This window comes from Nocardia wallacei (genome assembly GCF_029869545.1).
GTDB classification, from domain to species: Bacteria; Actinomycetota; Actinomycetes; order Mycobacteriales; family Mycobacteriaceae; genus Nocardia; species Nocardia wallacei_A.
The window spans coordinates 1-12,755 of the sequence record NZ_JARWQD010000129.1; the positions used below are offsets into that span (position 1 = coordinate 1).

The 12,755-nt window shown below is 70.2% G+C and carries 10 protein-coding genes and 1 pseudogene; 8 read left to right on the forward strand and 3 right to left on the reverse strand.

Annotated elements, in window-relative coordinates:
- The first annotated feature begins 111 nt into the window (after positions 1-111).
- Positions 112-1,074, forward strand: coding sequence for an alpha/beta hydrolase (locus tag QH290_RS10470; RefSeq protein WP_280382707.1), 963 nt, complete (start codon positions 112-114; stop codon positions 1,072-1,074).
- Here the strand turns inward: QH290_RS10470 and QH290_RS10475 are convergent.
- Entirely contained in the window at positions 1,014-2,273 is a 1,260-nt protein-coding gene (locus QH290_RS10475) for an MFS transporter (protein ID WP_280382703.1), read from the reverse strand. The two genes, QH290_RS10470 and QH290_RS10475, sit on opposite strands and share 61 nt — an antisense overlap.
- Before the next feature lie 107 nt (positions 2,274-2,380).
- On the opposite strand from QH290_RS10475, the gene QH290_RS10480 reads away from it, so the two are divergent.
- Positions 2,381-2,974 (forward strand): TetR/AcrR family transcriptional regulator, encoded by a 594-nt coding sequence (locus QH290_RS10480; protein WP_280263935.1) that lies wholly within the window; start codon positions 2,381-2,383, stop codon positions 2,972-2,974.
- A gap of 6 nt (positions 2,975-2,980) precedes the next feature.
- Here QH290_RS10480 and QH290_RS10485 read toward each other — a convergent pair whose 3' ends face one another.
- The gene (locus tag QH290_RS10485) at positions 2,981-4,573 is read right to left on the reverse strand and encodes an amidase (RefSeq protein ID WP_280382704.1); all 1,593 of its coding nucleotides are present in this window, start codon (positions 4,571-4,573) and stop codon (positions 2,981-2,983) included.
- 209 nt (positions 4,574-4,782) lie between these two features.
- Between QH290_RS10485 and QH290_RS10490 the strand changes: the two genes are divergently transcribed.
- The 3 genes and pseudogenes from QH290_RS10490 (at position 4,783) to QH290_RS37895 (ending at position 7,487) form a co-directional block, all read left to right on the forward strand.
- Positions 4,783-5,427 (forward strand): TetR/AcrR family transcriptional regulator, encoded by a 645-nt coding sequence (locus tag QH290_RS10490; protein WP_280263931.1) that lies wholly within the window; start codon positions 4,783-4,785, stop codon positions 5,425-5,427.
- A gap of 265 nt (positions 5,428-5,692) precedes the next feature.
- Positions 5,693-6,157 (forward strand): annotated as a pseudogene (locus QH290_RS37890) (CocE/NonD family hydrolase); the annotation flags it as partial.
- A gap of 247 nt (positions 6,158-6,404) precedes the next feature.
- The gene (locus QH290_RS37895) at positions 6,405-7,487 is read left to right on the forward strand and encodes a CocE/NonD family hydrolase (RefSeq protein ID WP_342213723.1); all 1,083 of its coding nucleotides are present in this window, start codon (positions 6,405-6,407) and stop codon (positions 7,485-7,487) included.
- A 19-nt stretch (positions 7,488-7,506) separates the two neighbouring features.
- Here the strand turns inward: QH290_RS37895 and QH290_RS10500 are convergent, their stop codons facing one another.
- Entirely contained in the window at positions 7,507-8,718 is a 1,212-nt protein-coding gene (locus tag QH290_RS10500; RefSeq protein ID WP_280263927.1) for a pyridoxal phosphate-dependent aminotransferase, read from the reverse strand.
- A 93-nt stretch (positions 8,719-8,811) separates the two neighbouring features.
- On the opposite strand from QH290_RS10500, the gene QH290_RS10505 reads away from it, so the two are divergent.
- The 3 genes from QH290_RS10505 (at position 8,812) to QH290_RS10515 (ending at position 12,298) form a co-directional block, all read left to right on the forward strand.
- Entirely contained in the window at positions 8,812-9,426 is a 615-nt protein-coding gene (locus QH290_RS10505) for a winged helix-turn-helix transcriptional regulator (RefSeq protein WP_280263925.1), read from the forward strand.
- 33 nt (positions 9,427-9,459) lie between these two features.
- On the forward strand, positions 9,460-9,819 hold the full coding sequence (locus tag QH290_RS10510) for a YaeQ family protein (RefSeq protein WP_280382705.1): 360 nt from the start codon (positions 9,460-9,462) through the stop codon (positions 9,817-9,819).
- Between the two features lie 259 nt (positions 9,820-10,078).
- Positions 10,079-12,298, forward strand: coding sequence for a SulP family inorganic anion transporter (locus QH290_RS10515; protein ID WP_280382706.1), 2,220 nt, complete (start codon positions 10,079-10,081; stop codon positions 12,296-12,298).
- Positions 12,299-12,755: the final 457 nt, after the last annotated feature.

Genomic DNA, 12,755 nt, shown 5'->3' on the forward strand with positions numbered 1-12,755 from the left:
CCGGGGGGTGGGGGGGGGGGGGCGGCCGCGCGGGGGGGGGGCCGGCTCGGGCCCTCGGCGCTCCCCCCGGGGGGGGGGGGGGGGGCGGGGGGGGCCCCCCGGCCCGACCCGATCATCTCCTCCGGGCAGTTACCGCAATCCCCCACCACCGCGGACGGTTCGCGGATCGCGAGCTACACCATCCACGACGACCGCCACCTGACGCTGTCGGTGTATTCGGCCGCGATGAACAAGGAGATCCGCGTCGACGTGCAGCGCCCCGCCGACGCGTCGGTGCCGCGCCCGGTTCTCTACCTGCTCAACGGATCCGGCGGCGGTGAGGATCTCAATACCTGGAACACCATGACCGACGTGCTGCGGTTCCTGGAGGACAAGAACGCCAATATCGTGCAGCCGATCGGCGGCGCCTGGAGCATGTACACCGACTGGCTCGCCGACGATCCCGTCCTCGGCCGCAACAAGTGGACCACCTTCCTCACCGCGGAGCTCCCGCCGCTGATCGACGCCGCCCTCGGCGGTAACGGGCGCAACGCGATCGCGGGCCTGTCGATGGCGGGCGATTCGGTGCTGGCGCTGGCGATGGGTAAGCCGGGGCTGTACCGCAGCGTGGCCTCCTACAGCGGATGCGCCCAGACCAGCGACCCGGTCGGGCAGCGCGTGGTGAAGACCATGGTCGAGTTCTGGGGTCACGGCGACCCGGTCAACATGTGGGGCCCCGACCACAGCCCGCTGTGGGCGGCCAACGATCCCTACGTGCACGCGGCCCGGCTGCGCGGGCTGAATCTTTTCGTCTCGGCGGGCAACGGCCTGCCCGGGCCGCACGACACCCTCGACAGCCCCTTCCTGACCTACGGCACCACCCGCACCCCCGACACCCTGGCGAACCAGATCCTGCTCGGCGGTCTCATCGAGGCCGGGGTGAACGCCTGCACCCGCAATCTCCAGAATCGGCTGGGGGAGTTGGGCATTCCCGCGACCTTCGACTACACGGCGAACGGCACACACTCCTGGGGCTACTGGCAGGACGCGTTCAAGCAGTCCTGGCCCGTCCTGGCCGCCGGAATGGGGTTGTGACCCGGACGCGATTCCGCGCGTGCCGGGGCGCGCAGCGTCCGGTGTATCACCACGGCGAGGATCGCCACGGCGGCACCGGCCGCGACCGTCACGCCGAAGGCCGCCCGGGCCCCGAAGGCGTCGATGATCGGACCGGCGACCGCGGGACCGATCGCGATGCCCAGCCCGAGCCCGGCCGTCGACCAGGTCAGGGCCTCGGTCAGTGCGCGCGGCGGGACGTGCGACTCCACGACCTGCCCGGACAGGATCATGGCCGGGGCGAAGAACACCCCGCTGAGCAGCATCGCCGCGGCCAGCGCCGCGATCGAGTTCACCAGCAGCAGCGGTAGCGTCATCGCCGCGGTGGCCAGCATGGCCAGGGCCAGCAGCCGCTCGACCGATCGGGCCGGTGTCCTGCTGCCGAAGACGAACCCGGAGACGCACGAGCCCAGCGCGTAGAGCGAGAGCACCACGCTGGCCGCCGCGGGCTCACCCTGCCGCTGCGCGAAGGCGACGCTCGCCACATCGATGGTCCCGGCGATGGTTCCCATCGCGACCATCACCAGCGCCAGCACCCACACCACGCGGTGCCGCAGCACACCGGTCGGCGACCGCCGCTCGACCGCCCCCGACGGCGGCTCGGTACGACGTTGCGCGGCAAGCCATATGGTGCCCGCGAGCAGCAGGACGCCCGCGACGAGCGGTCCGGCCTCCGGGAACAGCGCGACGCTCAACCCGATCGAGATCGGCGGTCCCACAATGAAACACACCTCGTCGAGCACCGTCTCCCAGGAGAAGGCCGTATGCAGCAGCGGCGAATCGCGGTGCAGCTCGGTCCATCTCGCCCGCACCAGCGCCGGGGCGCTCGGCGCCGCACCCGCGCCGATCGCGAAGACGAACAGCAGCCCGGCCGGGCCCGACCGGGCCGAGGTGAGCAGCAGGGCGCCCAGCGCCGCGACGCTGACCGCCGCGGCGGCCGGGATCACCCGGCGCTGTCCCAGCCGGTCGACCAGCCGCGACACCTGGGGCGCGGCGGCGGCGGTCGAGACCGCGTAGGTCGCGGCGAGCGCGCCCGCGAGTCCGAAGCCGTCGCCGTGCTGGGCCACCATCGTGATGAGCCCGATTCCCACCATGGACAACGGCATTCGCGCCAGCAGCCCGGCGGTGGTCAGGGGTATGGCCCCCGGTGATCCGAACAGCCTGCGGTACGCGTCGATCATCGAACTTCCTTCCTCGACCCCCCGCTTCACATACGCGGCGTATGTGAACGGGCACGCTATTTGACATACGTCGCGTATGTCAAATAGCGTGCCGGGGGTGAGGTTCGATGGGTAGCCGTACGCGTGCCGACATGCTCGAGGAGACGAGGGCGAAACTGCTCGCGTCGGCCAGGCGCTACTTCGGCGAATACGGCTACGCGGACACGTCCATGGACGACCTCACCGCCGCCGCGGGGCTCACCCGGGGCGCCCTGTACCACCATTTCGGCGGTAAGAGCGGGCTGCTCGCCGCGGTGGTCGCCGATGTGGACGCCGAACTCGACGCGCAGCTCAACGCGATCTCGGCGCGCGAGCGCGACCCGGTCACGGCCCTGGAACTGCGCGCCCGCGCCGACCTCGAGCTGACCCTGCGCCCCGATGTGCAGCGCATCCTGTTCCAGGACGCCCCGGCGGTGCTCGGCCGCACGGTCGACGCGGCCAACACGCAATGCGTGGAATCGATCGCGGCACTGATCGTCCGGGGGCAGGACGCCGGTGCGATCGCCGCGGAGATGCCCGCGCACAGCCTCGCGGTCCTGCTCAACGGCGCGCTCGTGGACGCGTCGCGGTGGGTCGCGGTCGCCCCGGACGCCGAGCGGGAGCGGCGGCGCGCCGACATGCTCGAGGCGATCTCGCTGCTGATCCGTTCGCTGCGCCGGTAGCCCGCCTCAGCCCAGGGGCGGCGGCCTGCGGTGCCGAGTGGCCTGCTCGTAGGCGTAGGCCATCGCGATGAGGGTGCCGTCGTCGAACGGGCGGCCCAGCAGTTCGACGCCGACCGGCAGCTCCTCGCCGGTGAATCCCGCCGGGACCGTGATGGCGGGCAGGCCGGTGACCGGGCTGCGGCCCTCGGCCAGCATGTCCATCGTCTGCTGGGCCTGCGCGCCGGTGGACAGCGGCGGTGCCGGGGTCTGGGTGGTGGGGTAGAGCAGGGCGTCGAGGTCGTTGTCCGCGAGCACGCTCACCATGTAGTCGATCATCGCCGCCCGCGCCGCCGAGGCGGCGTAGAACATCGGGGACTCGGTGGTGAACGGCAGATAGGTGATGAGCACCGCCTGCACGTCGGGCACGGCGGTGTTGGACGCGATGATCTCCCACAGGTTGTGGGCGGGCGGCGGCGTGCCGGAGTCGGCCAGGTAGCGGTCGATCGCCTGGCGGAATTCGTATTCGGTCAGCTCGGCGGCCAGCGACGCCGCCGCGCCCGGATCGCCGACGTGGACGAACTGCGCACCCAGCGCGCCCATATCCTCGATCGCGCGGTCGATGACGGCGTTGGTGGCCGCGCGGGCGGGATCGGCCGGATCGCCGAAGAAGTGGTCGACGATGCCGATGCGCCTGCCCGACAGCGCATCCGGGTCCAGCTGCGACACATAGGCGGACGAGGGCCGCTCGATGCCCAGCGTGCTGGGATCGGCGGGATCGGGCGCGGCGATGACGTCGAGAATCTGTGCCGCGTCGGCGACGGTGCGGGTGATCGGCCCGGCGGTGTCCTGCGTCGTCGACAGGGGGATGATCCCCGCCCGGCTGACCAGCCCGGCCGTGGGCCGCAGGCCGACGCAGTTGTTGCGCGCGGCCGGAATGCGAATGGACCCCAGCGTATCGGTGCCCAGCCCCGCCGCGACGAATCCGGCGGCCACCGCCGCGGCCGTCCCGCCGCTGGAGCCGCCCGGGGTGCGCGTGATGTCGTAGGGGTTGCGGGTCTGCCCGCCCAGCGAGCTGAGGGTGGTCGCGCCCATCGCCCACTCGTGCATATTCGCCTTGGCGGCCACGATCGCGCCCGCCTCGCGCAGCAGGCGGGTGACCGTGGCGTCGCGGTCGGGAACGTAGTCGCGGAACATCGTGCTGCCCGCCGTCGTCGGGAGGTCCGAGGTGTTGATGTTGTCCTTGAGGATGATCGGAATGCCGTGCAGCGGCCCGCGCGCACCGGTGCGGGCGCGCTCGGAGTCCAGGGCGGCGGCGGTATCGCGCGCGGCGGGGGCGACGGTGATGATCGAGTTGATCCCGGGCCCGTGCCGGTCGTAGGCATCGATGCGCTCGAGGTGGTAGCCCAGCAGGTCCCGGGAGGTGAACGCGCCGCCGTCGAGTGCGCCGCGCAGCTGCCCGATCGACATCTCGGTCGCCTCGGCCGGGGAGGTGTGGCCTCGGGCGGGTCCCGCGGCGAGCCCGGGCAGGGCGAGACCGGCCGCACCCGCCAGGGCGAGAAACTCGCGCCGGGACCGCACCGGCAGCGCGCGGCCGCGCGGCCTTGCCGTGCCCTGTGCCATCTCGCCTCCCGAACGTGCTGTGTAACCGGACCGCCGCACCGCATTATTCGCAGGGGAGATTGCTGGAGTGTCGGCTGCGGACTGCCTGCGTGTTACGGGCGCGCGCCGTGCCCGGTCCCTGCGCGCCGAGCCCCGACAGCCTACGACCCACCCGGTCGCCCGTGCCCGCGCAGGGCTCACTTGCGCCACCTCCGGCCTACGATCGGGGCGTGACTCACCGGGGATCGCCCAGTACGCCCACGCCGCTGCCGCGCGGTGTGCACGCACTGTCTCGCGCGGAGGTCGCCGCCTCCCAGCGCGGCCGGTTGCTGCTCGCCATGGCGGAGGTGGTGGCCGAGAAGGGTTATGCCGCAACGACGGTCGCCGATGTGCTGAAGCGGGCGCGGGTGTCGCGGCTGACGTTCTACGAGCATTTCACCAATAAGGAGGCCTGTTTCGTCGCGGCCTACGACACCCTCGCCGAGGAGGTGGCGCGGCGGATCGGGGCGGCGCTGTCGGCGCAGGGCCCGCAGGCGGAGCCGATGGCGCAGGTCGAACAGGCGCTCGGGGCCTACCTGGAGACGCTGTCGGAGGAGCCCGCGCTGGCCCGGATCTTCCTGGTCGATTCCTACGCGGCGGGCCCGGAGCTGCTGCAGCGGCGCTTCGCGATGCACCGCATGGTGGCGGCGGCCATCGCGGACCGGCTCGGGGCCACCACCGACGGGCAGCGGACGGCATGCGAGGCCTTCGTCGGAGCGGTGATCTCGCTGGCGACCGCCCGGATCGTGGCCGAGGACCTGGTCGCGGTGCGCGAGCTGCGCGGGCACATCATGCGGCTCGGATGGATTGTCTGGGACTCCTTTCCGAATCTATAGACACGAATGTTTATTTAGCGTTACCGTATCCGGCATGACGATTTCCCGCTGTGTCTCGCTGCTGGCCGCGACCGCCGCGCTGGTGGTCTCGGCCGTCGCGACCGGACCCACCGCGTCGGCGCTGCCCGTCGACGGCGGCGATCGGGGCGCGCGGTGGACCGCCACGCACGACGCGCCGCCCCGCTACCCGGGCGTGCACGTCGACTGGGACGTGCCGGTCACCATGAGCGACGGAACGGTGTTGAAGGCCAACGTGTATCGGCCGATGGACGCCGGCGGCCGCGTCGTCGAGGAGCCGATGCCGTCGATCCTGAACATGACGCCGTACACGAAGCTGATGTGGACGATTCTCGATACGCTGCAATCGATTCCGGGGCTGTCGGAGCCGTTGACGAACTGGCTGGGGAGCCTCGCCGCCGACGGCACGGCCCTGGAGGGCGTCACCGATATCACCCAGGCGCTGTCCGGCGGCGGCGCCCGCACGCTCGGCGTGGACCGCAGGCTCGTGCAGAGCGGTTACACCCAGGTCGTGGTCGATGTGCGGGGAACCGGCTTCTCCCAAGGGATTTGGCAGGTGTTCGGCGCGCGCGAACGGCAGGACAATGGCGAGGTGATCGACTGGGTGAGCCGCCAGCCGTGGAACGACGGCACCGTCGGCATGAACGGGGTCTCCTATTCCGGCATCAACCAGTTCCACGCCGCCGAGGCGAATCCGCCCGCGCTGAAGGCGATCTTCCCCATCGAGGGCGGCACCGACCTGATGCGCGGGTACGCGGCGCAGGGCGGCGGCCTCGGTCCCGTGGTTCCCGGGCTCCCGATGATCGTGAATCTGGCCAAGTTCGTCCCCGACCTGCAGTCCATCCTGCAGGGCCGGTTCGACACGAAGTGGCTCACCGATCGACTGGCCAGCCCGATGTCCTTCGAGGACTACGCGCTGGCGCTGCTCACCACGCCCTCGCTGGACCAGTTGCCGCCGCATGTGCGCCAGGCATTCGAATCCCGGCAGCGCCTTCCGGCGGGACTGGTCCAACGACCTCGGGGCGATCCGGGTGCCGACCTTCGTCGTCGGCGGCTGGCACGACGTCTGGAACATGTCGGAACCGCGCGAGTACAACGGCCTACGGCTTCCCCCGGCACAGAAGAAGCTGCTGATGGGGGATACCTACCACCTCAACCCGGGCGCCGGGTTCGGGCGGGCCGGGGCGCCGCCGCGGCTGGATGTGCTGCAGCGCGCGTGGTTCGACAAGTGGCTCAAGGGGATCGACAACGGCATCGACGACTACGGGCCGGTCGTCAGCCAGCAGCAGGGCGGTGGCTGGCACGTCGCCGGGGCCTTCCCGAATCCCGGGGTCGCCCATGAGCGGGTCTACCTGTCCGCCGCGCCCAGCGGCACCACCGGCAGCAGTGTCCACGACGGCAGCCTGGCCTTCGCGCCGCCCGCGGACGATGCCCGGCTCACCGTGGCGCCCGGATTGATGAGCCTGTGTTCCCGCGATATCGCGGAGACCTCCATGGGCATCACGTCGATCGTGGTGGGCTGCACCACCGATGCCCGGCCGCAGGAGATGAACGGCCTCACCTTCACCAGCACCCCGGTGGCCGAGCCGACGCTGCTGTCGGGTCCGATCAACCTGCACCTCAACACCGTTCACGACGCGACCGACGGCTACTGGACCGCCACGGTCAACGACGTCGCCCCCGACGGCCGCTCCACCATGCTCACCACCGGGCAGCTCGTCGCGTCGATGCGCGAAATCGACGGCGGCGCAACGGAATACTCCGCCGACGGCGACGTCGTCGCCCCGCACTACCGGCTCGGCCTGGACACTCGCCGACCGGTCACGCCCGGGCAGCCCGTCGCCCTCGACATCGGTCTCAACCCCACCGAGGCGGTGCTGCAGCCCGGGCACCGGCTCCGCATCGACGTCTATGCCGCCAACTTCCCGAAAGGTGTTCCCGCCCTGCCGATGCTGCTCGAGACCGGCCTGAAACCCCAGCACATTCAGCTGGACCCGGCCGCTCCCAGCTACGCCACCGTCCCCCTCGGCCGCACCTGGTAGGCATGCGTCGGCCCGCTCGTCACTGGCGATAGGTGGCCAGGAAGCGCCCGATGCGTTCGATGATGGCCTCGAGCTCGTCGGCGTGGGGGAGGGTGACGATGCGGAAGTGGTCGGGGCGGGGCCAGCTGAATCCGGTGCCCTGCACGATGTGCAGCTTCTCCTGCAACAGCAGGTCCAGGACGAACTGCTCGTCGTCGTGGATCGGGTACATGTCGAGATCGATGCGGGGGAAGGCGTAGAGCGCGCCCCGCGGCCGCACGCAGGACACACCCGGGATCGCGTTGAGCGCCTCCCAGGCGCGATCGCTCTGCTCGCGCAGACGACCACCCGGCAGGGTCAGGTCGCGGATGCTCTGATGGCCACCGAGCGCGGCCTGAATCGCCTGCTGCGCGGGAACGTTCGCGCACAGGCGCAGCCCCGCCAGCATGGTCATGCCCTCCAGGTAGCTTTCCGCGTGCTGCGTCGGGCCGGAGACGACCATCCAGCCGGACCGGAATCCGGCGCAGCGGTAGGACTTCGAGAGTCCGGAGAAGGTCAGGCACAGCAGATCGGGCGCGAGCGTGGCGGTGGCGACGTGCTCCTGGTCGTCGTAGCGGATCTTGTCGTAGATCTCGTCGGAGAACACGACGAGGTTGTGGCGGCGCGCGACCTCGAGGATCTGCCGCAGTACCTCCGGCGGATAGACCGCGCCGGTGGGGTTGTTCGGGTTGATGATCACGATCGCGCGGGTGCGGTCGGTGACCTTCGCCTCGATGTCGGCGATATCCGGGAACCAGTCGGCGGACTCGTCGCACATGTAGTGCACCGGGCGGCCGCCGTTGAGCGTGGTGGAGGCGGTCCACAGCGGGAAATCCGGTGCGGGAACGAGCACTTCGTCGCCGTTCTCCAGCAGGGCCGTCATCGCCATCATGATCAGTTCGGAGACGCCGTTGCCGATGAACACGTGCTCGATATCGACATCGCTCATCCCGAGGGTCTCGTAGTACTGCACGACCGCGCGCCGGGCCGGGAGCAACCCCTTGGACGTGCAGTAGCCGCTCGACGCCGGCAGGGTGCGGACGATGTCCTGCAGGATCTCCGGGGGCGCCTCGAAACCGAACAGCAGCGGATTACCGGTGTTGAGCTTCACCACGTGATGGCCCTCGGCCTCCAGCCGTGCCGCGTGCTCGGCCACCGGACCGCGAATCTCGTAGGACACTCCCGACAGCTTGCTAGACTGCTTGACCTGCATGAACGTCCTCTCCTCGGTGCGACGAACACCTACTCTACTTGGAAGTTCCAAGTATGCACTTGGATTTTCCAAGTCGAACGATACAGTGGGAACGTGCCACGCCGAAGCTACGACCACTACTGCGCCGCCAGCCGGGCCCTCGACGTCGTCGGCGACCGCTGGAGCCTGCTCGTGATCCGCGAATTGTGTTCCGGCCCACGCCGTTACAGCGACCTGTTCGCCGACCTGCCCGGCATCAGCACCGATGTGCTCGCGGCCCGGCTCAAGGATCTGGAACGCGACGGCGTCCTGACCCGGCACCGCGCCGGACCGCGCGGGACGACCGCGGCCTATGAACTCACCCCGGCGGGCGCCGCGCTGCGTCCGGTCCTGGATGCGTTGTCCGCGTGGGGAACTCCGCTGCTCGGCGAGCGCCGCGCCACCGACGCCGTCCGCGCCCACTGGTTCGCGCTGCCGCTGGGCCGCGCCATCGCCCGCCACCTCGCCACCGGAACCGTCACCGTGACGATCGGCGAGACCGTCTTCCATGTCGTCGTCGACGACGCCGGGATCACCCACCGCGACGGCCCCGCGCCGGATCCCGATCTGGAACTGCGCCTCGACATGCCCGCCGCCACCGCGGTCGCCACCGGCGCCCGCGAACTGGCCGACGTGGTCCCCGACATCGACTGGCCCACCCGCGAATCGGCCGCGCCCGCAGTGCGATAGCGGCCGATCGGGCTGCGCTGGGCTGCTCGTCCCATGGCCCTCAGCGCAACCGTCCACACCTTCGCCGTGCACCTGTCCGACGTCGATCGCGAGGTCTACCGGGAGCTGGAGCTGCGGGTGGCGCGGCATCCGTCGGAGACGGCCGAGTTCATGGTGACGCGGGTGCTGGCCACCCACCGCGACCCCGCCAAGGTGCTGGGACAGTGGGCGGGCAAGCGAATTCATCGTGCCGAGGCGATCGCGCTGTACGGCTTCGACCGCGCATTCGTCGACTCCGCCGTCGCCGCGGTGCGACGCCGCAACGTCGTCACGCTGTCTCGGCACGAGCGCCTGCTGGACCTGGAACTCAACGGCACGAGCCTGAGTACGGAGGTCGGCGAGCACCGCCTCTGACGCCGCGTGCCGCCCATTGCTTCCAGATGAGAGAGATCACGATTTGGTAGCGGAAGGCGGATTCTTACTGCAAACGCTTTCCATCTCCTTTGCCGAGTCTTTACTATTGGACAGACCCTGTGTCAGGGGGTCGTCAGCTCGGAAGTCTCACAGCTGCACAGTGTCTCGGCTCCACATGGCTTCGCCCGCCAGCTTTTCGATGCCAGTACATGTTTGACCGATGAACCGACCCGGTGGCCCGGGTCGGCGAAGGAGAAATATGTCAACCGACACCGATCCGGCCCGACGGACGTCGCTCTCCGGTCTTTCCGGCGCGCTTCCCGGCATCCTCCGGCACGATCTACCCGCCTCCGTGGTGGTCTTTCTCGTCGCTTTACCTTTGTCCATCGGCGTGGCGGTCGCCACCGGGGCACCCGTCGCCGCCGGATTGCTGGCCGCCGTGGTGGGCGGTCTGGTCGCCGGGGCTCTGGGGGGTTCCTCGCTGCAGGTCAGCGGGCCGACCGCGAGCCTCACGGTGGTGGTCGCGCAGAGCATCCAGCAATTCGGCTGGGGCGCAACATGTTTCATCACCGTCGGGGCGGGACTGCTGCAGGTCCTGTTCGGTCTCACCCGGCTGGCACGCGGTGCCCTCGCCATCGCGCCGGTCGTCGTGCACGGCATGCTCGCGGGCATCGGCGTGGTCATCGCGCTGCAGCAACTGCACGTGCTGCTGGGCGGGCAGTCGCTGAGCTCGTCGTGGCAGAGCATCGTCCAGCTACCGCACCAGCTGGGGTCGGTGCGCGGCGGGGACGCGCTGGTCGGCGTCGTGGTGATCGCGATCCTGCTGGGCTGGCGGTACCTGCCCAGGCCCGTGCGGGCCGTTCCGGCGCCGCTGGCCGCGGTGGTGGTGGCGACGCTGCTGGCCATGGTGGTGCCCACGACCGTGGAGCGAATCACTCTGTCCGGCTCGCTGTTCGACGACATCGCGCTGCCGCGGGTGCCGCACGGCGGATGGGGGACGGTCGCGCTCACCATGTTCACCGTCGCGCTGATCGCCAGCGTGGAGACGCTGCTGTCGGCGGTGGCGGTGGATCGGATGCGCCCGGGCCGCCGCCGCACCGACCTGGATCGCGAGCTGATCGGCCAGGGCGCGGCGAATATGACCTCCGGCCTGCTGGGCGGGCTGCCCATCGCCGCGGTCATCGTCCGCAGCATCACCAACGTCAAGGCCGGCGCGCGCACCAAGGCCTCGACGATGCTGAGCGGGCTGTGGGTGCTGATCTTCGCGGTCGCGCTGGTGGACGTGGTGCGGCAGATACCGAAGGCGGCGCTGGCCGGGCTGCTCATCGTGATCGGCATCGGGCTGGTGAAACTCGCGCACATCCGGCTGGCGCGGCGCACCGGCGACCTGATCGTGTACGCGACGACGGTGCTGGTGGTGGTGTTCGCCAACCTGCTGCTGGGCATGCTCGTCGGCCTGGCGCTGGCGCTCGCGCTGCTGCTGTGGCGGGTGGCGAAGGTATCCATCGCGGCACAGCCGCTCGGCGCACGGTGGCTGGTCACCATCGACGGCACCCTGACATTCATGGCGGTGCCGCGGCTGACCGGTGAGCTGGCGGCGATTCCGGCCGGTTCCGTGGTGACCGTGGAGATGGCGGTCGACTTCGTCGATCACGCCGCGTCCGACGCGCTCCACGAGTGGGCGCGTAATCACGAAATCGGTGGTGGGCGTGTCGAATTCGTGGAGATGGGCGCCGCCCGCATCGCGGACCTGGCCTCCGGGCCGCCCACCCGCGGGCATACCCGCCGGATCCTGAACGAGGCGCTGGGCCCGTGGCGGCGCACGGCCCGCACCGATCCGATCGCGGCCGGGGTCGCGGCCTACCATCGCGGGCCCGCCCACGTCGTGCGGCCGCACCTGGACGAGCTGTGCGACGGTCAGAATCCGGATTCGCTGTTTCTCACCTGTGCCGACTCCCGCATCGTGCCGAACGTCATCACCAGCAGCGGCCCGGGCGACCTGTTCACCGTCCGCAACATCGGCAACCTGATTCCCGCCGATGGTCGTGACACCTCGGTGGAGGCGGCGCTGGTCTACGCGCTGGACAAACTGGACGTCCGGTCGGTCGTGGTCTGCGGGCACTCCGGCTGCGGGGCGATGGACGCGCTGTTCCACGAGCGGGTGTCCGGCTCCGGCCTGGATTCCTGGCTGGCACACGGCCGCCCCGCGCTCGAGCGGTACCGGGCCGGGCATCCCGTAGGGGTCGCGGCGGCGGCCGCGGGCTTCGGCGAGGTGGATCAGCTCGGCATGGTCAACGTCGCGGTGCAGCTCGAGGTGCTGTCGCGGCATCCGGTGGTGCGGCGCGGCATCGAGGAGCGCGGCGTGGTGCTGTCCGGACTCTTCTTCGACATCGCCACCGCGCGTGTGGTCGAGATCACCACCTCGGGCATCGGCGAGATCGACGATGCCGCAACGCGAGGCACGGCGCTGCCGGTCTAGGGGGACTCCCGGTCGCGGGCGACGGCCGGGGGTCGGCAGGTCGGGCAATGCCTCGGGTGAGCTCCCGGGGCGTTGTTGCGTGGTAACCGGTTTGTTTCCGGCTGGGAACCGGGTTGTAGTGCGGGAATGTAAAAGTTGCGGGAGTACGGCGAGAGTTGTTGTGAGCGTGGTCACCTCGGCATGCGGAAGTGTCCAAGGCTAAATATCCTTTCCTCAGGCTTTGCTTAGTCTTTACTATTAATCTCGCACTCACTTCCGGGTGCTGCGCGACAACGTGGTCGGGCAGCTGCTTTCGATGCCTGGAGAACATGTTCGACCCCCCGGGACCGGCCCACCGGCCTGGTGAAGGAGAAATATGTCCACCGACACCGACACGACGCCTAGTTCGGCGACCAGCTCACCGGAGAGACCCTGGTCCGATCGTCTGTCTTCGATCACACGCCATGATCTGCCTGCC

What these genes read in the sequence shown, in the direction of transcription:
- QH290_RS10485 (WP_280382704.1), bottom strand. Translation starts at nt 4,573, where the DNA reads ATGGCACAGGGCACGGCAAGGCCGCGCGGCCGCGCGCTGCCGGTGCGG.
- QH290_RS10475 (WP_280382703.1), bottom strand. Translation starts at nt 2,273, where the DNA reads ATGATCGACGCGTACCGCAGGCTGTTCGGATCACCGGGGGCCATACCC.
- QH290_RS10480 (WP_280263935.1), top strand. Translation starts at nt 2,381, where the DNA reads ATGGGTAGCCGTACGCGTGCCGACATGCTCGAGGAGACGAGGGCGAAA.
- QH290_RS37895 (WP_342213723.1), top strand. Translation starts at nt 6,405, where the DNA reads ATGTGCGCCAGGCATTCGAATCCCGGCAGCGCCTTCCGGCGGGACTGG.
- QH290_RS10515 (WP_280382706.1), top strand. Translation starts at nt 10,079, where the DNA reads ATGTCAACCGACACCGATCCGGCCCGACGGACGTCGCTCTCCGGTCTT.
- QH290_RS10510 (WP_280382705.1), top strand. Translation starts at nt 9,460, where the DNA reads ATGGCCCTCAGCGCAACCGTCCACACCTTCGCCGTGCACCTGTCCGAC.
- QH290_RS10500 (WP_280263927.1), bottom strand. Translation starts at nt 8,718, where the DNA reads ATGCAGGTCAAGCAGTCTAGCAAGCTGTCGGGAGTGTCCTACGAGATT.